General features: G+C 36.9%; 12 protein-coding genes, 4 tRNA genes and 6 rRNA genes. 15 read left to right on the top strand and 7 right to left on the bottom strand.

The window, feature by feature from the left end; translation table 11 throughout:
• Positions 1 to 991 precede the first annotated feature (991 nt).
• The 10 genes from NAB20_RS12960 (at position 992) to rrf (NAB20_RS12915) (ending at position 11,914) form a co-directional block, all read left to right on the top strand.
• A 16S ribosomal RNA gene (locus NAB20_RS12960) occupies positions 992 to 2,507 on the top strand.
• Positions 2,508 to 2,603: 96 nt separating this feature from the next.
• Positions 2,604 to 2,677 (top strand) — tRNA-Ile (locus tag NAB20_RS12955).
• Positions 2,678 to 2,790: 113 nt separating this feature from the next.
• Positions 2,791 to 2,864, top strand: a tRNA-Ala gene (locus tag NAB20_RS12950).
• Between the two features lie 207 nt (positions 2,865 to 3,071).
• Positions 3,072 to 5,977, top strand: a 23S ribosomal RNA gene (locus NAB20_RS12945).
• A gap of 199 nt (positions 5,978 to 6,176) precedes the next feature.
• Positions 6,177 to 6,285 (top strand): 5S ribosomal RNA (rrf, locus tag NAB20_RS12940).
• Positions 6,286 to 6,620: 335 nt separating this feature from the next.
• A 16S ribosomal RNA gene (locus NAB20_RS12935) occupies positions 6,621 to 8,136 on the top strand.
• Positions 8,137 to 8,232: 96 nt separating this feature from the next.
• Positions 8,233 to 8,306 (top strand) — tRNA-Ile (locus NAB20_RS12930).
• A gap of 114 nt (positions 8,307 to 8,420) precedes the next feature.
• Positions 8,421 to 8,494 (top strand) — tRNA-Ala (locus NAB20_RS12925).
• Positions 8,495 to 8,701: 207 nt separating this feature from the next.
• Positions 8,702 to 11,607, top strand: a 23S ribosomal RNA gene (locus NAB20_RS12920).
• Positions 11,608 to 11,805: 198 nt separating this feature from the next.
• A 5S ribosomal RNA gene (gene rrf, locus NAB20_RS12915) occupies positions 11,806 to 11,914 on the top strand.
• Together the 16S, 23S and 5S rRNA genes with 4 tRNA genes alongside form the textbook arrangement of a ribosomal RNA operon.
• A 473-nt stretch (positions 11,915 to 12,387) precedes the next feature.
• Here rrf (NAB20_RS12915) and NAB20_RS12910 read toward each other — a convergent pair.
• From NAB20_RS12910 to NAB20_RS12895, 4 genes are all read right to left on the bottom strand, one after another.
• The gene (locus NAB20_RS12910; RefSeq protein WP_165764922.1) at positions 12,388 to 12,555 is read right to left on the bottom strand and encodes a helix-turn-helix domain-containing protein; all 168 of its coding nucleotides are present in this window, start codon (positions 12,553 to 12,555) and stop codon (positions 12,388 to 12,390) included.
• Between the two features lie 110 nt (positions 12,556 to 12,665).
• Positions 12,666 to 13,376 carry a YebC/PmpR family DNA-binding transcriptional regulator gene (locus NAB20_RS12905; RefSeq protein WP_088394381.1) on the bottom strand — a complete coding sequence of 237 codons (711 nt, stop codon included), beginning with the start codon at positions 13,374 to 13,376 and terminating at the stop codon, positions 12,666 to 12,668.
• A 103-nt stretch (positions 13,377 to 13,479) separates the two neighbouring features.
• The gene (gene rsmD / locus NAB20_RS12900; protein ID WP_088394383.1) at positions 13,480 to 14,064 is read right to left on the bottom strand and encodes a 16S rRNA (guanine(966)-N(2))-methyltransferase RsmD; all 585 of its coding nucleotides are present in this window, start codon (positions 14,062 to 14,064) and stop codon (positions 13,480 to 13,482) included.
• Positions 14,055 to 14,879, bottom strand: a complete 825-nt coding sequence (locus NAB20_RS12895; protein ID WP_088394385.1) for a DUF3822 family protein — start codon at positions 14,877 to 14,879, stop codon at positions 14,055 to 14,057. Before NAB20_RS12895 ends, rsmD begins: the two co-directional genes overlap by 10 nt.
• Positions 14,880 to 15,078: 199 nt before the next feature.
• Between NAB20_RS12895 and NAB20_RS12890 the strand changes: the two genes are divergently transcribed.
• Together NAB20_RS12890 and kdsB are read left to right on the top strand one after the other, a co-directional pair.
• Positions 15,079 to 16,503 (top strand): ATP-dependent RecD-like DNA helicase, encoded by a 1,425-nt coding sequence (locus NAB20_RS12890; protein WP_375605235.1) that lies wholly within the window; start codon positions 15,079 to 15,081, stop codon positions 16,501 to 16,503.
• A 75-nt stretch (positions 16,504 to 16,578) separates the two neighbouring features.
• A complete protein-coding gene (kdsB, locus tag NAB20_RS12885) occupies positions 16,579 to 17,310 on the top strand; it encodes a 3-deoxy-manno-octulosonate cytidylyltransferase (RefSeq protein WP_088394389.1) in 732 nt (243 codons plus the stop codon).
• Positions 17,311 to 17,557: 247 nt separating this feature from the next.
• Here the strand turns inward: kdsB and NAB20_RS12880 are convergent, their stop codons facing one another.
• On the bottom strand, positions 17,558 to 17,938 hold the full coding sequence (locus NAB20_RS12880; protein ID WP_088394521.1) for a DUF1573 domain-containing protein: 381 nt from the start codon (positions 17,936 to 17,938) through the stop codon (positions 17,558 to 17,560).
• A gap of 279 nt (positions 17,939 to 18,217) precedes the next feature.
• Between NAB20_RS12880 and NAB20_RS12875 the strand changes: the two genes are divergently transcribed.
• Positions 18,218 to 20,845 carry a valine--tRNA ligase gene (locus NAB20_RS12875; RefSeq protein WP_375605234.1) on the top strand — a complete coding sequence of 876 codons (2,628 nt, stop codon included), beginning with the start codon at positions 18,218 to 18,220 and terminating at the stop codon, positions 20,843 to 20,845.
• 144 nt (positions 20,846 to 20,989) lie between these two features.
• On the opposite strand, the gene NAB20_RS12870 is transcribed toward NAB20_RS12875, so the two are convergent.
• Entirely contained in the window at positions 20,990 to 21,931 is a 942-nt protein-coding gene (locus NAB20_RS12870; RefSeq protein ID WP_105196888.1) for a LysR substrate-binding domain-containing protein, read from the bottom strand.
• Positions 21,932 to 22,165: 234 nt separating this feature from the next.
• On the opposite strand from NAB20_RS12870, the gene NAB20_RS12865 reads away from it, so the two are divergent.
• On the top strand, positions 22,166 to 22,648 hold the full coding sequence (locus NAB20_RS12865; protein WP_105196889.1) for a Dps family protein: 483 nt from the start codon (positions 22,166 to 22,168) through the stop codon (positions 22,646 to 22,648).
• On the opposite strand, the gene NAB20_RS12860 is transcribed toward NAB20_RS12865, so the two are convergent.
• The gene (locus tag NAB20_RS12860) at positions 22,649 to 23,851 is read right to left on the bottom strand and encodes an LETM1-related biofilm-associated protein (protein ID WP_375605233.1); all 1,203 of its coding nucleotides are present in this window, start codon (positions 23,849 to 23,851) and stop codon (positions 22,649 to 22,651) included. It abuts the gene before it with no gap.
• Between the two features lie 180 nt (positions 23,852 to 24,031).
• On the opposite strand from NAB20_RS12860, the gene NAB20_RS12855 reads away from it, so the two are divergent.
• Positions 24,032 to 24,445, top strand: a complete 414-nt coding sequence (locus NAB20_RS12855; protein ID WP_127822948.1) for a DM13 domain-containing protein — start codon at positions 24,032 to 24,034, stop codon at positions 24,443 to 24,445.
• Positions 24,446 to 24,488: the final 43 nt, after the last annotated feature.

Below are 24,488 nucleotides of genomic sequence, written 5' to 3'. Positions count from 1 at the left end.
GGTGAAAAAATAAAAATACAAAGAACAATACTTTCTTGAAATTTAGGTTAAATATTCTGATTCAAAATATAAACTACCAGATTTGATAATTCTGTATTAATTACCCTCGTTATACAAGCATTATTCCCAATACAAAATAAACTTAATATAAAATTTAAAACAAACACATTTATTGAAGTCTTTTTTATTAAAAAAATCTTTTAGTCACTATACAATAAAGTTTATTATCATAAAATCGAAAACTTATTCGGTTAGAAAATTAATAAAAGATTAAAATCGTATATAATTCCATAATTAAAGATAGACAATTCCATTATTAGATCCAATCTAAAAAGAGATAATAAGCAATTCTAATATCTAATAAAATTCGAAGACATGATTTTAATTTAACTTATAAATGTTGGCAATACGGATATATTAGAAACAATTTAGAAATTTTGTCAATTTTGAAAAGTTCTTTTTAAATTAAAAAAATAACTTAAATAGTACAACATTTATTATAGTATTGTTTTGTTAAAAAGAATGCAAGTTTAGACAATAAATATAATTTTAGAATCGCCCCAATATAAAAGTATTTTTATTATCTACATTCAACTATCTACCTCCGTAAGCTGAAAAAAGGTTTTAACTATTTGATAAACAGCAATTAAAATAAAAAACTAAAAAAATAAGACAAAACACTAGGAAAAAAGAAAAAAACGAGCGTATCTTTGCACCCGCAACAGCGAAGTTCTTTAGATTATTGTTAAGATATTTTTCGAAGCTTACTTCAAAAAAAGTTTTCAAAAAAGTCTTGCAAATTAAAAAAGAATTTTTACCTTTGCACCCGCTAAGACGCTAAGTCAAAAGCGAAAAATAAGAATAAAAAGTTCATAGACATATTGGATTGACAGCACGTTTTAATAGAGATATTAAAACAATAAAATTTAAGAGAGTAAGAAAACTAGCATTCTTTGTCCACAATATTTAACCTTAGGGTTACAAAAGATATACGATGAAGAGTTTGATCCTGGCTCAGGATGAACGCTAGCGGCAGGCTTAACACATGCAAGTCGAGGGGTAGAAGGAGCTTGCTCCTTTGAGACCGGCGCACGGGTGCGTAACGCGTATGTAATCTACCTTGTACAGGGGGATAGCCCAGAGAAATTTGGATTAATACCCCATAGTATTATGATGTGGCCTCACATTATGATTAAAGTTCCAACGGTACAAGATGAGCATGCGTCCCATTAGCTAGATGGTAAGGTAACGGCTTACCATGGCCACGATGGGTAGGGGTCCTGAGAGGGAGATCCCCCACACTGGTACTGAGACACGGACCAGACTCCTACGGGAGGCAGCAGTGAGGAATATTGGGCAATGGTCGCAAGACTGACCCAGCCATGCCGCGTGCAGGATGACGCATCTATGGTGTGTAAACTGCTTTTGTACAGGAAGAAACACTCCCTTGCGAGGGAGCTTGACGGTACTGTAAGAATAAGGATCGGCTAACTCCGTGCCAGCAGCCGCGGTAATACGGAGGATCCAAGCGTTATCCGGAATCATTGGGTTTAAAGGGTCCGTAGGCGGTTTTATAAGTCAGTGGTGAAATCTGGTCGCTCAACGATCAAACGGCCATTGATACTGTAAGACTTGAATTACTTGGAAGTAACTAGAATATGTAGTGTAGCGGTGAAATGCTTAGAGATTACATGGAATACCAATTGCGAAGGCAGGTTACTACGAGTATATTGACGCTGATGGACGAAAGCGTGGGGAGCGAACAGGATTAGATACCCTGGTAGTCCACGCCGTAAACGATGGATACTAGCTGTTTGGGGCAACCTGAGTGGCTAAGCGAAAGTGATAAGTATCCCACCTGGGGAGTACGCTCGCAAGAGTGAAACTCAAAGGAATTGACGGGGGCCCGCACAAGCGGAGGAGCATGTGGTTTAATTCGATGATACGCGAGGAACCTTACCAAGGCTTAAATGGGAAACGACAGATTTGGAAACAGATCTTTCTTCGGACGTTTTTCAAGGTGCTGCATGGTTGTCGTCAGCTCGTGCCGTGAGGTGTCAGGTTAAGTCCTATAACGAGCGCAACCCCTGTTGTTAGTTGCCATCGAGTAAGGTCGGGAACTCTAACAAGACTGCCGGTGCAAACCGTGAGGAAGGTGGGGATGACGTCAAATCATCACGGCCCTTACGCCTTGGGCTACACACGTGCTACAATGGACGGTACAGAGAGCAGCCACTACGCAAGTAGGCGCGAATCTAAAAAACCGTTCTCAGTTCGGATCGGAGTCTGCAACTCGACTCCGTGAAGCTGGATTCGCTAGTAATCGCAGATCAGCCATGCTGCGGTGAATACGTTCCCGGGCCTTGTACACACCGCCCGTCAAGCCATGGAAGCTGGGGGTACCTGAAGTCGGTGACCGCAAGGAGCTGCCTAGGGTAAAACTGGTAACTAGGGCTAAGTCGTAACAAGGTAGCCGTACCGGAAGGTGCGGCTGGAACACCTCCTTTCTAGAGACAAAAAAAAGGATGTGATTTAAAATTAAAATTAAATTAAAATCTTACTCTCGCTGTTAATTCAAAAAAAAGAAAAGGCTTAAAATACAGAGTCTCGTAGCTCAGCTGGTTAGAGTACTACACTGATAATGTAGGGGTCGGCAGTTCGAGTCTGCCCGGGACTACTATTTAAAGTTATAAAAAAGGAAATTCTAGAAGCGAATTTTGAATTATAAATTTTAAATGATGAATTTGAAAAATAATTCAAAAAAATAATTCAACATTCAAAATAGACAATGGGGGATTAGCTCAGCTGGCTAGAGCGCCTGCCTTGCACGCAGGAGGTCATCGGTTCGACTCCGATATTCTCCACAACAGCCCCTCCTAACCTCCCCAAAGGGGAGGAACATAGAGCAATCGGCTCTCCCCCTTCGGGGGAGCTGGAGGGGGCTCAAAGTTCATTGACATATTGAGATAAACATACAAACAAGTAGAAAGAACATCTTTAGTGATTAGTAAAAAAGCAATAGGCACTAGTGGCTTATGGCTATTGACTAATGGCTAAAATAATAAAGAAAACAATAAGCAAAATAAGGGCGTATGGGGAATGCCTAGGCTCTCAGAGGCGAAGAAGGACGTGATAAGCTGCGAAAAGCTGCGGGGATCGGCACATACGAATTGATCCGCAGATATCCCAATGGGGCAACCCACTATGTTGAAGACATAGTATCCGATAGGAGGCGAACCCGCTGAACTGAAACATCTAAGTAGGCGGAGGAGAAGAAAACAAAAGTGATTGCGTAAGTAGTGGCGAGCGAAAGCGCATTAGCCCAAACCGTTGTTGTTACGGCAATAACGGGGTTGTAGGACCACAATATTTCTTGTAAACTGAATTAGAATAACCTGGAAAGGTTAACCCAAGAGGGTGATAGTCCCGTATAAGTAAAGAATATAAAGAATAGTGGTATCCTGAGTAGGGCGGGGCACGTGAAACCCTGTCTGAATCTGGCGGGACCATCCGCTAAGGCTAAATACTCCTGAGAGACCGATAGTGAACCAGTACCGTGAGGGAAAGGTGAAAAGAACCGTGAATAACGGAGTGAAATAGAACCTGAAACCATACGCCTACAAGCGGTCGGAGCAGCATAAGCTGTGACGGCGTGCCTTTTGCATAATGAGCCTACGAGTTACCGTTGCTGGCAAGGTTAAGTGATTAAGTCACGGATCCGTAGCGAAAGCGAGTCTGAATAGGGCGCGATTCAATCTAAGGGATTGAAAGCGTATTTATACGCTTAAGTCAGTAGTGGTAGACGCGAAACCGTGTGATCTACCCATGGACAGGATGAAGCTTTGTTAACCCAAAGTGGAGGTCCGAACCCGTTGACGTTGAAAAGTCTTGGGATGATCTGTGGGTAGGGGTGAAAGGCCAATCAAACTCGGAAATAGCTCGTACTCCCCGAAATGCATTTAGGTGCAGCGCTCAAGTTAAGTTATATAGAGGTAGAGCTACTGATTGGATGCGGGGGCTTCACCGCCTACCAATTCCTGACAAACTCCGAATGCTATATAATATATTGAGCAGTGAGGGCTTGGGTGCTAAGGTCCAAGTCCGAGAGGGAAAGAACCCAGACCATCAGCTAAGGTCCCCAAATGTATGCTAAGTTGAACAAACGCGGTTTGATTGCATCGACAGCTAGGATGTTGGCTTGGAAGCAGCCATTCATTTAAAGAGTGCGTAACAGCTCACTAGTCGAGCGATCGAGCATGGATAATAATCGGGCATAAGTATACTACCGAAGCTATGGACAGAATATTCTGTGGTAGGGGAGCATTCTAACATCGCTGAAGGTGTCTCGTGAGGGATGCTGGAGAGGTTAGAAAAGAAAATGTAGGCATAAGTAACGATAAGGGGTGCGAGAAACACCCCCGCCGAAAAACTAAGGTTTCCGCAGCTATGCTAATCAGCTGCGGGTTAGTCGGGTCCTAAGGCAAATCCGAAAGGAGTAGTCGATGGCCAACGGGTTAATATTCCCGTACTAGTTATAATTGTGATGGAGTGACGCAGTGGTGAAAGTACCGCGAACTGACGGAATAGTTCGTTAAAGCACTTAGCTAAAGGCCCGGTAGGCAAATCCGCTGGGACTGGTGAAATGCGATAGTACTCGGATTCTTCGGATGAAGGGATAGTGTACCTAAAGGCTGCCAAGAAAACCTTCTAAACATAGATTATAAGTACCCGTACCGTAAACCGACACAGGTAGTTGAGGAGAGTATCCTAAGGCGCTCGAGAGATTCATGGCTAAGGAATTAGGCAAAATAGACCTGTAACTTCGGGAGAAAGGTCGCCAGCGCAAGCTGGCCGCAGTGAAAAGGTCCAGGCGACTGTTTATCAAAAACACAGGGCTCTGCAAAATCGTAAGATGACGTATAGGGCCTGACACCTGCCCGGTGCTGGAAGGTTAAGAGGAGATGTTATCTTCGGAGAAGCATTGAATTGAAGCCCCAGTAAACGGCGGCCGTAACTATAACGGTCCTAAGGTAGCGAAATTCCTTGTCGGGTAAGTTCCGACCTGCACGAATGGTGTAACGATCTGGACACTGTCTCAGCCATGAGCTCGGTGAAATTGTAGTATCGGTGAAGATGCCGATTACCCGCAGTGGGACGAAAAGACCCTGTGCACCTTTACTATAGCTTAGTATTGGTCTTGGATAAGTGATGTGTAGGATAGGTGGGAGACTGTGAAATGGCGTCGCCAGGCGTTGTGGAGTCATTGTTGAAATACCACCCTTTGCTTATCTGAGGTCTAACTCCTAAAAAAGGAGGACATTGCTTGGTGGGTAGTTTGACTGGGGTGGTCGCCTCCAAAAGAGTAACGGAGGCTTCTAAAGGTTCCCTCAGCACGCTTGGTAACCGTGCGTAGAGTGCAATGGCAAAAGGGAGCTTGACTGAGAGACATACAGGTCGATCAGGTACGAAAGTAGAGCATAGTGATCCGGTGGTTCCGCATGGAAGGGCCATCGCTCAAAGGATAAAAGGTACGCCGGGGATAACAGGCTGATCTCCCCCAAGAGCTCACATCGACGGGGGGGTTTGGCACCTCGATGTCGGCTCGTCACATCCTGGGGCTGGAGAAGGTCCCAAGGGTTGGGCTGTTCGCCCATTAAAGTGGCACGCGAGCTGGGTTCAGAACGTCGTGAGACAGTTCGGTCTCTATCTACTGTGGGCGTTAGAAATTTGAGTGGATCTGACTCTAGTACGAGAGGACCGAGTTGGACCAACCGCTGGTGTATCTGTTGTTCCGCCAGGAGCACCGCAGAGTAGCTACGTTGGGAAGGGATAAGCGCTGAAAGCATATAAGCGCGAAACCCACCACAAGATGAGATTTCTTTTAAGGGTCGTGGAAGATGACCACGTTGATAGGCTATAGATGTAAAGGCAGTAATGTCAGAGTCAAGTAGTACTAATAACCCGTAAGCTTATTGTAAGAGCCCCCTAACCCCCAAAGGGGGAACCACTGGGGGCTCGTAAATTCTTTCGATTCCTAAATAGGATTATAAACAAATTTGAATATTTATCTCAATATGTTAAAATATTAGCCATTAGGCAAAAGGCATAAGCCAAGAGTTTAATGGAAAAGCACAAACTAGTGGCTTATGGCTATTAGCTAATGCCTTTAAAAACCTTAAGGTGGTTATTGCGGCGGGGCTCACCTCTTCCCATTTCGAACAGAGAAGTTAAGCCCGCCAGCGTCGATGGTACTGCATATTGTGGGAGAGTAGATCGCTGCCTTTCTTTATTCCAAAATAGTTGGAATCGACATAAAATTCCCCTGTAGATCAGGGGATTTTTTATCCTCGCAAAGTACAAAAGTTCCTAAATAGATTGAAAACCAAGAATTTTAAAATTTTTGAAAAAAAATAAGAAAACCCTTGGAAATACTAAAAGAAACACTATCTTTGCACCCGCTAAGACGCTAAGTCAAAAGCGAAAAATAAGAATAAAAAGTTCATAGACATATTGGATTGACAGCACGTTTTAATAGAGATATTAAAACAATAAAATTTAAGAGAGTAAGAAAACTAGCATTCTTTGTCCACAATATTTAACCTTAGGGTTACAAAAGATATACGATGAAGAGTTTGATCCTGGCTCAGGATGAACGCTAGCGGCAGGCTTAACACATGCAAGTCGAGGGGTAGAAGGAGCTTGCTCCTTTGAGACCGGCGCACGGGTGCGTAACGCGTATGTAATCTACCTTGTACAGGGGGATAGCCCAGAGAAATTTGGATTAATACCCCATAGTATTATGATGTGGCCTCACATTATGATTAAAGTTCCAACGGTACAAGATGAGCATGCGTCCCATTAGCTAGATGGTAAGGTAACGGCTTACCATGGCCACGATGGGTAGGGGTCCTGAGAGGGAGATCCCCCACACTGGTACTGAGACACGGACCAGACTCCTACGGGAGGCAGCAGTGAGGAATATTGGGCAATGGTCGCAAGACTGACCCAGCCATGCCGCGTGCAGGATGACGCATCTATGGTGTGTAAACTGCTTTTGTACAGGAAGAAACACTCCCTTGCGAGGGAGCTTGACGGTACTGTAAGAATAAGGATCGGCTAACTCCGTGCCAGCAGCCGCGGTAATACGGAGGATCCAAGCGTTATCCGGAATCATTGGGTTTAAAGGGTCCGTAGGCGGTTTTATAAGTCAGTGGTGAAATCTGGTCGCTCAACGATCAAACGGCCATTGATACTGTAAGACTTGAATTACTTGGAAGTAACTAGAATATGTAGTGTAGCGGTGAAATGCTTAGAGATTACATGGAATACCAATTGCGAAGGCAGGTTACTACGAGTGTATTGACGCTGATGGACGAAAGCGTGGGGAGCGAACAGGATTAGATACCCTGGTAGTCCACGCCGTAAACGATGGATACTAGCTGTTTGGGGCAACCTGAGTGGCTAAGCGAAAGTGATAAGTATCCCACCTGGGGAGTACGCTCGCAAGAGTGAAACTCAAAGGAATTGACGGGGGCCCGCACAAGCGGAGGAGCATGTGGTTTAATTCGATGATACGCGAGGAACCTTACCAAGGCTTAAATGGGAAACGACAGATTTGGAAACAGATCTTTCTTCGGACGTTTTTCAAGGTGCTGCATGGTTGTCGTCAGCTCGTGCCGTGAGGTGTCAGGTTAAGTCCTATAACGAGCGCAACCCCTGTTGTTAGTTGCCATCGAGTAAGGTCGGGAACTCTAACAAGACTGCCGGTGCAAACCGTGAGGAAGGTGGGGATGACGTCAAATCATCACGGCCCTTACGCCTTGGGCTACACACGTGCTACAATGGACGGTACAGAGAGCAGCCACTACGCAAGTAGGCGCGAATCTAAAAAACCGTTCTCAGTTCGGATCGGAGTCTGCAACTCGACTCCGTGAAGCTGGATTCGCTAGTAATCGCAGATCAGCCATGCTGCGGTGAATACGTTCCCGGGCCTTGTACACACCGCCCGTCAAGCCATGGAAGCTGGGGGTGCCTGAAGTCGGTGACCGCAAGGAGCTGCCTAGGGTAAAACTGGTAACTAGGGCTAAGTCGTAACAAGGTAGCCGTACCGGAAGGTGCGGCTGGAACACCTCCTTTCTAGAGACAAAAAAAAGGATGTGATTTAAAATTAAAATTAAATTAAAATCTTACTCTCGCTGTTAATTCAAAAAAAAGAAAAGGCTTAAAATACAGAGTCTCGTAGCTCAGCTGGTTAGAGTACTACACTGATAATGTAGGGGTCGGCAGTTCGAGTCTGCCCGGGACTACTATTTAAAGTTATAAAAAAGGAAATTCTAGAAGCGAATTTTGAATTATAAATTTTAAATGATGAATTTGAAAAATAATTCAAAAAAAATAATTCAACATTCAAAATAGACAATGGGGGATTAGCTCAGCTGGCTAGAGCGCCTGCCTTGCACGCAGGAGGTCATCGGTTCGACTCCGATATTCTCCACAACAGCCCCTCCTAACCTTCCCAAAGGGGAGGAACATAGAGCAATCGGCTCTCCCCCTTCGGGGGAGCTGGAGGGGGCTCAAAGTTCATTGACATATTGAGATAAACATACAAACAAGTAGAAAGAACATCTTTAGTGATTAGTAAAAAAGCAATAGGCACTAGTGGCTTATGGCTATTGACTAATGGCTAAAAGAATAAAGAAAACAATAAGCAAAATAAGGGCGTATGGGGAATGCCTAGGCTCTCAGAGGCGAAGAAGGACGTGATAAGCTGCGAAAAGCTGCGGGGATCGGCACATACGAATTGATCCGCAGATATCCCAATGGGGCAACCCACTATGTTGAAGACATAGTATCCGATAGGAGGCGAACCCGCTGAACTGAAACATCTAAGTAGGCGGAGGAGAAGAAAACAAAAGTGATTGCGTAAGTAGTGGCGAGCGAAAGCGCATTAGCCCAAACCGTTGTTGTTACGGCAATAACGGGGTTGTAGGACCACAATATTTCTTGTAAACTGAATTAGAATAACCTGGAAAGGTTAACCCAAGAGGGTGATAGTCCCGTATAAGTAAAGAATATAAAGAATAGTGGTATCCTGAGTAGGGCGGGGCACGTGAAACCCTGTCTGAATCTGGCGGGACCATCCGCTAAGGCTAAATACTCCTGAGAGACCGATAGTGAACCAGTACCGTGAGGGAAAGGTGAAAAGAACCGTGAATAACGGAGTGAAATAGAACCTGAAACCATACGCCTACAAGCGGTCGGAGCAGCATAAGCTGTGACGGCGTGCCTTTTGCATAATGAGCCTACGAGTTACCGTTGCTGGCAAGGTTAAGTGATTAAGTCACGGATCCGTAGCGAAAGCGAGTCTGAATAGGGCGCGATTCAATCTAAGGGATTGAAAGCGTATTTATACGCTTAAGTCAGTAGTGGTAGACGCGAAACCGTGTGATCTACCCATGGACAGGATGAAGCTTTGTTAACCCAAAGTGGAGGTCCGAACCCGTTGACGTTGAAAAGTCTTGGGATGATCTGTGGGTAGGGGTGAAAGGCCAATCAAACTCGGAAATAGCTCGTACTCCCCGAAATGCATTTAGGTGCAGCGCTCAAGTTAAGTTATATAGAGGTAGAGCTACTGATTGGATGCGGGGGCTTCACCGCCTACCAATTCCTGACAAACTCCGAATGCTATATAATATATTGAGCAGTGAGGGCTTGGGTGCTAAGGTCCAAGTCCGAGAGGGAAAGAACCCAGACCATCAGCTAAGGTCCCCAAATGTATGCTAAGTTGAACAAACGCGGTTTGATTGCATCGACAGCTAGGATGTTGGCTTGGAAGCAGCCATTCATTTAAAGAGTGCGTAACAGCTCACTAGTCGAGCGATCGAGCATGGATAATAATCGGGCATAAGTATACTACCGAAGCTATGGACAGAATATTCTGTGGTAGGGGAGCATTCTAACATCGCTGAAGGTGTCTCGTGAGGGATGCTGGAGAGGTTAGAAAAGAAAATGTAGGCATAAGTAACGATAAGGGGTGCGAGAAACACCCCCGCCGAAAAACTAAGGTTTCCGCAGCTATGCTAATCAGCTGCGGGTTAGTCGGGTCCTAAGGCAAATCCGAAAGGAGTAGTCGATGGCCAACGGGTTAATATTCCCGTACTAGTTATAATTGTGATGGAGTGACGCAGTGGTGAAAGTACCGCGAACTGACGGAATAGTTCGTTAAAGCACTTAGCTAAAGGCCCGGTAGGCAAATCCGCTGGGACTGGTGAAATGCGATAGTACTCGGATTCTTCGGATGAAGGGATAGTGTACCTAAAGGCTGCCAAGAAAACCTTCTAAACATAGATTATAAGTACCCGTACCGTAAACCGACACAGGTAGTTGAGGAGAGTATCCTAAGGCGCTCGAGAGATTCATGGCTAAGGAATTAGGCAAAATAGACCTGTAACTTCGGGAGAAAGGTCGCCAGCGCAAGCTGGCCGCAGTGAAAAGGTCCAGGCGACTGTTTATCAAAAACACAGGGCTCTGCAAAATCGTAAGATGACGTATAGGGCCTGACACCTGCCCGGTGCTGGAAGGTTAAGAGGAGATGTTATCTTCGGAGAAGCATTGAATTGAAGCCCCAGTAAACGGCGGCCGTAACTATAACGGTCCTAAGGTAGCGAAATTCCTTGTCGGGTAAGTTCCGACCTGCACGAATGGTGTAACGATCTGGACACTGTCTCAGCCATGAGCTCGGTGAAATTGTAGTATCGGTGAAGATGCCGATTACCCGCAGTGGGACGAAAAGACCCTGTGCACCTTTACTATAGCTTAGTATTGGTCTTGGATAAGTGATGTGTAGGATAGGTGGGAGACTGTGAAATGGCGTCGCCAGGCGTTGTGGAGTCATTGTTGAAATACCACCCTTTGCTTATCTGAGGTCTAACTCCTAAAAAAGGAGGACATTGCTTGGTGGGTAGTTTGACTGGGGTGGTCGCCTCCAAAAGAGTAACGGAGGCTTCTAAAGGTTCCCTCAGCACGCTTGGTAACCGTGCGTAGAGTGCAATGGCAAAAGGGAGCTTGACTGAGAGACATACAGGTCGATCAGGTACGAAAGTAGAGCATAGTGATCCGGTGGTTCCGCATGGAAGGGCCATCGCTCAAAGGATAAAAGGTACGCCGGGGATAACAGGCTGATCTCCCCCAAGAGCTCACATCGACGGGGGGGTTTGGCACCTCGATGTCGGCTCGTCACATCCTGGGGCTGGAGAAGGTCCCAAGGGTTGGGCTGTTCGCCCATTAAAGTGGCACGCGAGCTGGGTTCAGAACGTCGTGAGACAGTTCGGTCTCTATCTACTGTGGGCGTTAGAAATTTGAGTGGATCTGACTCTAGTACGAGAGGACCGAGTTGGACCAACCGCTGGTGTATCTGTTGTTCCGCCAGGAGCACCGCAGAGTAGCTACGTTGGGAAGGGATAAGCGCTGAAAGCATATAAGCGCGAAACCCACCACAAGATGAGATTTCTTTTAAGGGTCGTGGAAGATGACCACGTTGATAGGCTATAGATGTAAAGGCAGTAATGTCAGAGTCAAGTAGTACTAATAACCCGTAAGCTTATTGTAAGAGCCCCCTAACCCCCAAAGGGGGAACCACTGGGGGCTCGTAAATTCTTTCTTTACCTAAAAAGGATTATAAACAAATTTGAATATTTATCTCAATATGTTAAAATATTAGCCATTAGGCAAAAGGCATAAGCCAAGAGTTTAATGGAAAAGCACAAACTAGTGGCTTATGGCTATTAGCTAATGCCTTTAAAATCTTAAGGTGGTTATTGCGGCGGGGCTCACCTCTTCCCATTTCGAACAGAGAAGTTAAGCCCGCCAGCGTCGATGGTACTGCATATTGTGGGAGAGTAGATCGCTGCCTTTCTTTAAAACCCTTCATCTATACGATGAGGGGTTTTTCTTTTATAGAAATTGCTAATGGAATACCGCAATTACCGCGTGAGCGGGCGTAGCAAGCTACCGTGGAATTAACAACAAAAGTTGGGGATTAAGCAAAAAGGGGGCAGAGACATTTTCAGGGGATTTGATTTCTTTTTCTTTGGTCTGAATCAAGGCTTGTAACTTTTTTAAATATTCAAGTTCACAGCGTAAGGCTTCATTTTCTAAAAGAAGTGCTTCTTCTCTTGTTAACGGTTTGTCTGTTTTTCTTTTTTTTCTTTTAAAATTTATAACGATTGGTCTGCTTTTGGTTTTAAGCCTGTTAAACTTTCTTCAATATAACGAATGTGCCAGTGTCTTATAATGGTACTTGACGGAATATTGAACAACAAGTAAGCTTTACTCAAAGATAACGCCTTGTTTTTAATAGTTTTCAGAACTTTTAATTTAAATTCTGCGTTATAATTTTTTATTTTTCTGTGTTGGTAAAATACCTTCATTGCCAAATTCTTGATAGCGACTAATCCAATCTTTAAGACTGGTTTTTCCCATGTCATTTTCTTTGGCTACAATAGTTATTGCTTGATATTTTTTTAAACTTCTTTTACACAGTGAAGTTTGGCTCATAATCATATTTGACTTTTCTTTCCATAAAAAAAAATACCCCCAAATAGTATCTAACTTTTTGGGGGCAGTGCATTTTGGATAGTCTCTTTTAATTATATAATTGAGTTTTATTACTCTTGCATGGTATGAAATACATTCATCACGTCATCATCTTCTTCTATTTTTTCAAGTAATTTTTCAATATCCGCTATTTGTTCTGGTGTTAATTCTTTAGTTACTTGTGGAATTCTTTCGAATCCAGAAGATAAGACTTCTATGCCTCTGTTTTCTAATTCTTTTTGTATGGCTCCAAAGCTTTCAAAAGGTGCATACATGACTATTCCGTCTTCATCGGCAAATATTTCTTCTACACCAAAGTCGATCATTTCTAATTCTAATTCTTCTACATCTTGTCCTTCGGAAGGGATTCTAAAGTTGCAGGTATGGTCAAACATGAATTCGACTGATCCTTGTGTTCCTAGGGTTCCATTGCATTTGTTGAAATAACTTCTGATATTAGCTACTGTTCTGTTATTGTTGTCTGTTGCGGTTTCTATTAATATAGCTATTCCGTGTGGTGCATAGCCTTCAAATAGTACTTCTTTATAATTAGCTGTATCTTTGTCGCTTGCTTTTTTTATGGCGCGCTCTACATTGTCTTTAGGCATGTTAGCGGCTTTAGCATTTTGTATAACAGCTCTTAGTCGAGAGTTGGTTTCAGGATTTGGACCACCTTCTTTTACGGCCATTACAATGTCTTTACCAATTTTTGTAAACGTTTTGGCCATTGCAGACCAACGTTTCATTTTTCGTGCTTTTCTAAATTCAAACGCTCTTCCCATTTCTATTTATATTGGACTATGTGAATGTTTATTGATTTTTTATTGTTACAAAAATAGTATATGTATAATTAAAAAAAAATAGTTGATAGATGTATTCTTTTGTTTATTCGTCTATTAATTCTTCTTCATCGTATTCATCATCTTCTTCTTGCTCAAACTCAAAAAAAGTAAAAACTGATCCTCCGTAGGTTTTTTCGAATGAAAAATTTTCTTTATTTGATAGTTTAGTATGTTTTGAATGTTCTATGATAAGCATTCCGTCTGTATCAAGTAGATTGTTTTCAAAAATGAGATCTAATATTTTTTCAAAGTTTTTTTGATCTAAATCGTAAGGAGGATCGGCAAAAATAATGTCGTAATTGTTTTTGTTTTTTTCTAAGAATTTGAAGACATCACTTTTTATTGGGGTAATATTCATATCAAATTCTTTAGCTGTTTTTTTTATATAATTTATACAACCAAAGTCTCCGTCTACACTGATAATGTTTTCTGCTCCTCTAGATGAAAATTCGTAACTTATATTACCAGTTCCGCTGAATAGATCTAATACGCGTAAGCCATTAAAATTAAAGTAGTTATTTAATATGTTGAAGAGAGATTCTTTAGCCATATCTGTTGTAGGTCTTACGGGTAGATTTTTAGGTGCAATTAAGCGTCTACCTTTGTATTTTCCTGAAATTATTCGCATGCGTGTATTAAAATAAAATTTTTTAAATAGTTGTCTTCGGATATTGATTGGTCTAATTGTAAGTTTTCGGTATACAGACTTACATTTCGGATGTATTTATATGCTATTTCAAATAATTCGTTGTTTTTTGTGATTTTTCCAAGTAGTTTAACGATAACAGATTCTGGGTTTAATTTTAATTGTTCGGCTGTGAATAATAGGTGATATATAAAGTCTTCTGTTTTGTTATATTCGAATGAATTGTAGAGTAATAATTTTTGATTTTTTACAATTATAATTTGAAATTGTTTTTCTTGGATGTGAACGAAAATTTGAGGTTCTCCTACATTTTTGCTGATTTCTAAAATTTTTTTGACGAGTATGGTAGAAGTATGTTTGTAATGAAATTGACCATATAGTTGGGCTAGTGCATTATTAAGTTTTATAAAAGGAATGTATATATTGTTCATATCATTACCTATTACTTCGTCATAGGTTACAAAATCATTTGGAGATACTTTTATATTGTATTGTAAATAAGATTTTAGATATTGTTCGTTAAAAAGTGTTTGCGGAACGAAACTATTTAATCCGTTGTCATGCAATATTAGAACATCGTCAAAACCTGTTTGTAAAATAGTACTTTGACGTATTAGATCTAAAATTTCTTCTTCTGTTTCTTTTAATGTATTATTTGGAGTTAAAATATAATCACCAAAAATTTCTATTTTAGATTCTAAAGTATCGTATAAACAAAATAGTACCTCATGTAATGAAATTTGAAGTATTAATTTTTTATATTTTTTGTTAAGTATTGTATTAGTTGATGTTTGCATTCTTATCTATACCCTTAATAGAGACAAAACTACGATTTTTTTGTTAAAGAAACGTTTTTGAAGACATTAGATTGTTAATATTTTGGAGCTCATTTATGAATATTTTTTTAATATACTGAGTTGATTTGTGCTTTATGGATATAATTTCTTTGTTGATATGTTTTATATTTGACCTCTTTTAAAAAGATTAACTATAACTATGAGTTCTACATTATTTTACAGTATTTTACGAAAAAATTTTCCCTTTCAACCTACTGTAAAACAGGATGTTTTTTTGGGGAAGGTGGCTGAGTTTATAGAAAGTTCTAATAAGAATGAACTGTTTGTATTAAAAGGATATGCGGGTACGGGTAAAACGACTCTAATTTCTACGATAGTAAATCATTTAGCAGAAGTTGAAAAAAAATATGTTTTATTAGCTCCTACAGGTAGAGCTGCGAAGGTAATTACTAATTATTCGGATAAACAAGCTTTTACTATACACAAAAAAATTTATTTTCCTAAGAAAGGAAGTGGAGGAGGGGTTCGTTTTACGATGCAAACTAATAAGCATACTAACACTATTTTTATTGTAGATGAATCATCTATGATTTCCGATGTAGATACAGATTCTAAAATGTATGAAAAAGGATCGTTATTGGATGATTTGATTTCGTATGTATATTCAGGAAAAAATTGTAAAATGATTTTTATAGGTGATACAGCTCAGTTACCACCTGTTAATTTGGATATTTCACCTGCTTTAAATATAGAGACTTTAGGTTTGAATTATGATAAAGAGGTTTATTCTATAGAATTAGATGAAGTCATGCGTCAAGAAACTAATTCAGGTATATTATACAATGCTACTGAATTAAGAGAATTGTTGAAGGAGTCTTTTATTACAAATTTTCAATTTAAGTTAAAAGGATTTAAGGATATTATTAGACTTACAGATGGATATGATATACAAGATGCAATTAATCAGTCTTATAGTAATTATAGTATAGAGGATACAACTTTTATTGTTCGTTCTAATAAAAGAGCCAATCAGTACAATCAGCAGATACGAGCTAAAATTTTGAGTAAAGAGAGTGAGTTGTCTTCGGGAGATTTTTTAATGGTTGTAAAAAATAATTATTTTTGGTTGAAAGATTCAGATGAAGCAGGATTTATTGCAAATGGCGATATTATTGAGGTCTTAGAAATTCGCTCTATAAAGGAATTATATGGTTTTAGATTTGCTATAGTAAAAATAAGAATGGTTGATTATCCCAATCAACGTCCTTTGGATACTATTTTATTATTAAATACTATTACGAGCGAGTCGCCCTCTTTAACATATGAAGAATCTACTCAACTTTATCAAGAAATTATGAAGGATTATGAAAATGAACGGGCACTATATAAAAAATATCAAAAGGTAAAAAGTAATGAATATTTTAATGCACTTCAAGTAAAATTTTCGTATGCTATTACATGTCATAAATCGCAAGGGGGACAATGGAATACAGTTTTTATAGAACAACCTTATTTGTCTGGTGATATAGATAGAGATTTTGTACGTTGGTTATATACTGCTATGACACGTGCAAAGGATAAATTATATCTGATCGGTTTTAAAGATGAATTTTTTAATAGTTAAGTATTTATAATTTCGTTTTAGTTGTAAAATTTTGGAATAGAATTTGCTGTCGTATATGTTTTTAAAAAAGTTAAAATGAAAATAATAGCCGTAATACCTGCTCGTTATGCTTCAACTCGTTTTCCTGCTAAATTGATGCAAGATTTAGGAGGTAAGAGTGTCATACTTCGTACCTATGAATCTGCTGTAGATGCTCAGTTATTTGATGATGTATTTGTTGTAACAGATTCAGATCTGATTTATAATGAAATTGTGTCTAATGGAGGAAAAGCTATAATGAGTCTCAAAGAGCATGAAAGTGGGAGTGATCGTATAGCAGAAGCTGTTGAAAACTTGGAAGTAGATATAGTAATTAATGTACAAGGAGATGAACCTTTTATTGATGCGGAACCGTTAAAAAAGATTATTAAAATTTTTAAAGAAGATGTAGATAGAAAAGTAGATTTAGCTTCTTTAATGTTTGAAATAGAAGATAAAGTAGAAATTGAAAATCCGAATAATGTTAAAGTTATTGTGGATCAACAAGGTTTTGCATTGTATTTTTCACGTTCAATAATTCCTTATCCACGAGAGAAAAATGTAGGAGTTAGGTATATGAAGCATATTGGGATTTATGGTTTTAGAAAAGAGGCTTTAATGGATTTTTACCGTTTACCTATGCTGTCATTAGAAGCTTCAGAAAAATTAGAGCAATTACGTTATTTAGAATATGGTAAACGCATTCGTATGGTTGAAACTACTCATGGAAGCATAGGCATAGATACACCTGAGGATTTAGAAAAAGCAAGAGAATTTATAAAGAAATAAAATAGTATAAATGGTATAAGGACTTTTTTGCATAAATAACAATAAAGTACTAAGTGTCTAAGAAGGTGTTTGAAAAGTCAAAATTTAACGTCTAATCTGTGACTTCGACGAAAGGAGAAGTTGCATTATCAGTACGATTTGCTTCGTCTATTGGAGTAAAACTTTCAGGGCTCCCTTGGTCTAAATGACAAGATTTTGACCTTTTAGGACACCTTCTTTTTATATTTTTTATGTTTAATAAAATTAACTAAAGTTCTACAATTCCTTTTATTTTTAAAGGGGTTAGGCCACTTTCCGTATTAATAGCGTTACTTTCTACCATGATTGATTTACGAATAGGTCCTGGATTCATATTGTATTTTACTTCGATTTTTCCAGATTTTCCAGGATCAACAGGGTCTTTAGAAAAAGAAGGAATTGTACATCCACAAGTAGACTGTACATTTTTTATAATAAGTGGAGCATCTCCTGTATTAGTAAATTCAAAAAAACGAATACCGTTATCACTGGACTTACTAATAGTACCATAATCAATTTCATTTGTTTTAAATTCTATTTTAGCTCCACTTTGAGCTTGTAAGGAAAAACTTAATAATGCTAGTATCGTAAAAAATAAAGTTCGCTTCATTTGGTTTAATTTAGAATGGATAAAAATACTTTCTTTTAGGTAAACCTACAAAAAAAAAATTTAAACTTTTTATTTTTAAGTGGTTTATTTACTTTTGCATAAAAATACAAAAAGTGTACCAAAAAAATACTTCTATTTTTCTACAGGAACGAGTCTGTCTTTTGTGTCAGTAATCCTTAATATTTCGATGTTTTAACTGTATTGCGGTTGTTTTCATTGAAATTATTTAGCTATTCATAACATTTTAAAATTTAAAAATTTAAAAATAAAATTCATAATATGATACCAGCACAATTCGATCCAAAGTCAGTAGAAAAAAAATGGTATGACTATTGGATGGAAAACAAGTATTTCCGTTCTACACCAGACCATAGAAAACCTTATACAATTACTATTCCGCCACCTAATGTAACAGGCGTGTTGCACATGGGACACATGTTAAATAATACTATTCAAGATGTATTAATTCGCCGTGCTCGTTTAAAAGGATTCAACGCTTGTTGGGTTCCTGGAACGGATCATGCGTCTATTGCTACCGAAGCTAAAGTGGTTGCTAAATTAAAATCTGAAGGTATTAATAAAAATGATTTATCACGTGAAGATTTTTTAAAACATGCTTGGGAATGGACAGAAAAATATGGAGGAACTATCCTAGAACAATTAAAGCAATTAGGTTGTTCTTGTGATTGGGATCGCACTAAGTTTACTATGGATGATGACATGACAGCTTCGGTTATCAAATCATTTGTGGATTTATATAATAAAGGGATGATTTATCGTGGTTATCGTATGGTAAATTGGGATCCAGAAGCTAAAACTACGCTTTCTGATGAAGAAGTTATTTATGAAGAACGTCAAGGTAAATTATATCATTTAAAATATCAAATTGAAGGAAGTGAAGAATGTGTAATTATAGCAACTACTCGTCCTGAAACTATTCTAGGTGATACGGCCATCTGTATTCATCCAGAAGATGAACGCTACCAACATTTAAAAGGGAAAAAGGCAATTGTACCTATTTGTAATCGTGTTATCCCAATTATTTTCGATGATTATGTGGATATGGAATTTGGAACAGGTTGTTTGAAAGTAACGCCTGCTCACGATGTGAATGATAAAGAATTAGGAGATAAACATAAATTAGAAATTATTGATATTTTTAATGAAGATGCTACTTTGAACTCTTTTGGACTACATTATCAAGGTAAAGATCGTTTTGTTGTACGTGAAGAAATTACAAAGGAATTGGAAATTATTGGTGCTTTATCTAAAGTAGAAAATCACTTAAATAAAGTAGGTACTTCCGAAAGAACCAAAGCAGTTATTGAACCAAGATTATCTGATCAGTGGTTCTTACGAATGGAGGAATTAGTTAAACCAGCTATTAAAGCAGTATTAGAAACAGAAGAAGTAAAATTATATCCTTCTCGTTTTAATAATACGTATCGTCATTGGATGGAAAACATTCGCGATTGGAATATCTCACGTCAGTTATGGTGGGGGCAACAAATTCCAGCTTACTATTATGGTGAAGGGAAGGAAGATTTTGTAGTAGCAGAAACGAAGGAAGAAGCTTTATTATTAGCTCAAAAAGTAACTAATAACGTACAATTAACCATAAAGGATTTAAAGCAAGATCAAGACGCATTAGATACTTGGTTTTCTTCATGGTTATGGCCAATAGCTGTTTTTGGTGGTATGTTAGATACTGAAAATGAAGATTTTAAATACTATTATCCTACCAATGATTTAGTTACAGGTCCCGATATTTTATTCTTTTGGGTAGCTCGTATGATTATAGCAGGTTATGAGTATGCAGATGCTAAACCGTTCACTAATGTTTATTTAACAGGTTTAGTACGTGATAAACAAGGGCGCAAAATGTCTAAGTCGTTAGGAAATTCACCAGATCCATTAGATTTAATCGAGAAATTTGGAGCTGATGGAGTTCGTTGTGGTTTGTTATTAAGTGCATCTGCTGGTAACGATATTTTGTTTGATGAAGAATTGTGTAATCAAGGGAAAGGATTTGCGAATAAAATATGGAATGCTTTTCGTTTAATCAAAGGTTGGGAAGTAGCAGATATTGAACAACCTGAAGCTTCTAAATCAGCAATTGCTTGGTATGAAGCCAAATTACAAAAAACATTAGCTGAAATAGAAGATAATTTTGAGAAATATAGAATATCCGATGCTTTAATGGCTATTTATAAATTAGTTTGGGATGATTTTTGTTCTTGGTTTTTAGAAATGATTAAACCAGGGTATCAACAACCTATTGATAAAACTACTTTTGATAAAGCAATTGAAATGTTAGAAGCTAACTTAAAATTGTTACATCCGTTTATGCCATTTTTAACAGAAGAAATTTGGCAATATATTGCAGATAGAACTCCTGAAGAAGCATTAATTATTTCTCAATGGCCAGAAGTAAAGCTATATGATGAAAAATTAATTGCAGATTTTGATTTTACAACAGAGGTAATATCAGGAATACGTACTATCCGGAAAGATAAAAATATATCGTTTAAAGATGCTATTGAATTAAAGGTGGTAAATAATGAAAAAGCTTCTACTTTTTTTGACAGCGTAATTACAAAATTAGGAAATATATCTAGTTTAGAATATGTTTCAGAAAAAGTAAATGGAGCGTTATCTTATCGTGTAAAATCAAATGAATTTTTTATTCCAGTAGGCGAGGGGATTGATATTGAGGCTGAAATAAAAAAATTAACAGAAGAGTTAAATTATACGAAAGGTTTTTTAAAATCTGTTCAAGGTAAACTTTCTAATGAAAAATTTGTTTTAGGGGCTCCTGAACAAGTAATTACTAATGAACGTAAAAAAGAAGCGGATGCTTTGGCTAAAATTCTTACTATCGAACAGAGTTTAGCGGGATTAAAATAAAGTTATAACATAATTATCAAAAGCTATCCTATAAAATAAAGGATAGCTTTTTTGTATGTTTTTAATTTGATAATTTGAATTGGTAGATGTAAAAAGTTATTTTTTTTAAAAAAAAGAAGTTTTTAGTTTAAATAGCAAACACTTTTATTTTTTTGAAAGAGGGCTAATAATTTCAACATTTTGAAAAGCAATGGCTCCTCTTAAAACTCCTGAAATTACATTACGTAAAGCATCTATAATATGAATTTTCAATTCATTTTTTGGGATTAACAAACTCACTTCTCTTGATGGTTTAGGATCTTTAAAATGACGTAATTTTAATTTTTCTTTCTCGGATAAGTCAAGAGTATGTAAATAAGGAAGTAAAGTAACACCTAGTCCTTCGTTTGCTAATCGTATAAGTGTTTCAAAACTACCACTTTCTAATTGAAATTTATTCTCTTTAGATATATTTTTGTTTTGACAAAGATTTAAAATACCATCTCTAAAGCAATGACCATCTTGTAATAACAAAATTTCTTCAACATTTAAATCTTCAATTTCCAATTCCGTTTTGCTAAATTTACTATGACTTTCAGGAACATAAACCATAAAAGGTTCATAGTATAGTACAACTTCTTTAATTTTTTCTTCTTCTAAAGGAGTAGCAGCTATTGCAGCATCTAAATGACCATTTTTTAATTTAGTTATTATTTCAGCTGTATTTAATTCCTCTATAATTAGTTTAACTTTTGGATATTTTTTTATAAAATTATTTAAAAACATAGGTAATAAGGTAGGCATTACCGTTGGTATAATACCAATTCTAAATTCACCTCCTATGAAACCCTTTTCTTGATCAACAATATCCTGAATTCGATCAGCTTCATTTACTATATTCTTAGCTTGCTCTACAATTTTTCTTCCAACTTCAGTAAGTTGAATAGGTTTCTTTGTTCTGTCAAAAATGATAATATCCAGTTCTTCCTCAATTTTTTGAATCTGCATACTCAGTGTAGGTTGCGTTACAAAACATTTTTCAGCTGCTTGTGTAAAATTTTTATGTTCTGCTACAGCCAATACATACTGTAATTGTGTAATAGTCATTTGATAAGATTTTTTTATACAAATATAAATAGAATCAATTTATTTTATAGTATAAAGTAGTTAAATAAAAATACTTTTGAACTGAAAAGGAATGCTTTATTGAATAAATGATACAATTTAACATTTTGTATTTATTTTGTTGTTAAAGATAAGATTAATCCGTAATGATTAAAAATAATTTTGTCAAAATTTAATAATGAAAAAGAGATAAAAATAATTAAATAACAGACTGAAATGAAAATAAATAACTTAGGATTACCAGTAGAAGAAACAAAAGAATTAACAATTCAATTGAATATGTTATTATCTAATTTTCAAATTTATTATCAAAACCTGAGAGGTTTACATTGGAATATACGTGGAAAAAGATTTTTCGATTTACATCTAAAATTTGAAGAGTTATATAATGATTCACAGCTTAAAATTGATATGATAGCTGAACGCATTTTAACTTTAGGAGCTATACCTTATCATACTTTTGAAGATTATTTAAAAAATAGTGAACTTATAGCTGGTAAAAATATTTCTAATGATGAAAAAGCTATTAAGCTAATTGTAGAATCCATTACGACTTTATTAGTAATAGAACGTAAGATTTTAAAGAACTCAGATATCATAGATGATGAAGGAACTAGCTCTATGATGAGTGATTTTATAAAAGAACAAGAAAAAACCATCTGGATGATGAGTGCATGGTTAGAAGAAACAACTAACTAATTAGTGTTTATCTAAATTTTCATTAAAAGCAGAAGGAAGAAGCTTAGGAATAAATTTTATAAGTATAGGTAATAATAAACTACCTCCAGGTACTAGAAAAATGGTAAGTGAGGGAATTGTTTTACAAATGTCTAATATTTGGTTCTTAACTTTTTTCTTTTCTTCGGGATTAAGTTCCCTTGTGGTAGATTGTGATAATAATATAACGAGTTCTTTGCTTTGTGATAGTTCAATTAAAAGACGTTTCTTATTTCTTTGTATTAATGTTTGAATATTTAAACTAGTTTGGTCATAAAAATGTTTAACAGGATTTGAATAATTAAAATAAGGAATACGTTTTTTGTGAAGACCTAAAAATAGATCCATGTCATTAATACTTTTACTAACAAAAGAATCTGAAAGATTTAATTGATGATTTAAAAGTTTTAAAAAATGACGTTCAGATTCATCCATTTGACCGTCATTCCATAATGCCATATTGGTAAGATCCATGAGGTAGAATTTTTCGTAATCATCTATTAGATAGGAAAGATCAATATTTTCTAAAGTCGTTTTCGTATTTGTTCTGTTAAATTTAGAATAGCGAACAGAAGAATCAAATAATCTTTGCAAAAGATCATCATATGCAGATTTTGTAGTTTTCGTATTTAATGCTAATGAAATAACGTTTACAATTATTTCTTCAATTTTTTTTAGATATTTTTTAGGTAAATAACCGTTTTCAATGTATTTTTTGAATGCTAGTACATCAATGAATAATAAAGCATTTGTTACGATATGTGAAAAATTTTTACTAATAATATTATCATTTGTCTTGATACGATTAGAAATGATTTTTTCTAATTTACTTTCAAAACTATCATTTGGTAAAAAAAAGTCAAAAAGCCCAGAATCTATTGGATGTAATTCTTGATAAAATGTAATAATATCTTGAGTAAATTGTATGCTGTTATTATTCTTTTTTATGATTTGATAAATTCCAAATAAAGAATTTAGTAAAGCAATTTTTGAAATTTCTTCTATAGTAAGTGAATCAATTTCAATGGGTATAGGTGTTATGAAACAAGTTGTATAACCTACTAAAAAGCCACTGTTTCTAGTAGCTATATAAAAGCTTTCAGAATCAAATATATTAAACTGCTCTTGTGAGGATTGCTCAAAGAAAAATTTGTGTACCCAACCGTGTGCTGATGGATTTATCATGTGACAAATTAATAGAAAAAAAAAAATTGAAACAAATTTATATAATGTAATCTAGTTAACATTTAGTCGTCGTTTTGAAAACTAATTTTGTGTTAATATACTATAGATAATATAAACTATATAATTACAAGAAAAAAGAAAGAATCTTTTTGCAAATAAATAAATTGAATTATAATAAATATGAAAAAAAAAATACTTCTTGGATTGTCTTTTTTAATTTTTTCTTGTGAGCAAGAAGGCGTATTAGTAAAACAAAATACAACTCTGAAAGTTAGCGAATCAGCAGTTTTGTTGCAAACAGGAAATTTTTTGCCTACTTCGGGAATTTCAGCTGTAGGTAAAGTAGATTTATTTTTAGATAAAGAACAGTATAAATTAAAATTGTCGGATGTTATGGTATCATCAGGACCAGACCTAAGAGTTTATTTATCTAAATCTGATACAACAAATTCCGTTATTAATCTAGGTAATTTTATGAATAATGAAACAACTACCTATTTAATACCATCGGGAATTAATATAAAAGAATATCGTTATGTTTTAATTCATTGCCAGCAATACGATCATATTTTTGCAACAGCCTTGCTAAAATAATTAATAATAAAAAAAATAAATAATAAACAAATAATCAATAAAT

This window comes from Flavobacterium davisii (assembly GCF_042182265.1).
Classification (GTDB): Bacteria; Bacteroidota; Bacteroidia; order Flavobacteriales; family Flavobacteriaceae; genus Flavobacterium; species Flavobacterium davisii.
This window is presented reverse-complemented; position numbering and strand designations above follow the sequence as displayed.

Coding starts and splice junctions, on each gene's coding strand:
- NAB20_RS12855 (WP_127822948.1), top strand. CDS start 24,032: ATGAAAAAAAAAATACTTCTTGGATTGTCTTTTTTAATTTTTTCTTGT.
- kdsB (WP_088394389.1), top strand. CDS start 16,579: ATGAAAATAATAGCCGTAATACCTGCTCGTTATGCTTCAACTCGTTTT.
- NAB20_RS12865 (WP_105196889.1), top strand. CDS start 22,166: ATGAAAATAAATAACTTAGGATTACCAGTAGAAGAAACAAAAGAATTA.
- NAB20_RS12875 (WP_375605234.1), top strand. CDS start 18,218: ATGATACCAGCACAATTCGATCCAAAGTCAGTAGAAAAAAAATGGTAT.
- NAB20_RS12895 (WP_088394385.1), bottom strand. CDS start 14,879: ATGCAAACATCAACTAATACAATACTTAACAAAAAATATAAAAAATTA.
- NAB20_RS12890 (WP_375605235.1), top strand. CDS start 15,079: ATGAGTTCTACATTATTTTACAGTATTTTACGAAAAAATTTTCCCTTT.
- NAB20_RS12880 (WP_088394521.1), bottom strand. CDS start 17,938: ATGAAGCGAACTTTATTTTTTACGATACTAGCATTATTAAGTTTTTCC.
- NAB20_RS12910 (WP_165764922.1), bottom strand. CDS start 12,555: ATGAGCCAAACTTCACTGTGTAAAAGAAGTTTAAAAAAATATCAAGCA.
- NAB20_RS12870 (WP_105196888.1), bottom strand. CDS start 21,931: ATGACTATTACACAATTACAGTATGTATTGGCTGTAGCAGAACATAAA.
- NAB20_RS12905 (WP_088394381.1), bottom strand. CDS start 13,376: ATGGGAAGAGCGTTTGAATTTAGAAAAGCACGAAAAATGAAACGTTGG.
- rsmD (WP_088394383.1), bottom strand. CDS start 14,064: ATGCGAATAATTTCAGGAAAATACAAAGGTAGACGCTTAATTGCACCT.
- NAB20_RS12860 (WP_375605233.1), bottom strand. CDS start 23,851: ATGATAAATCCATCAGCACACGGTTGGGTACACAAATTTTTCTTTGAG.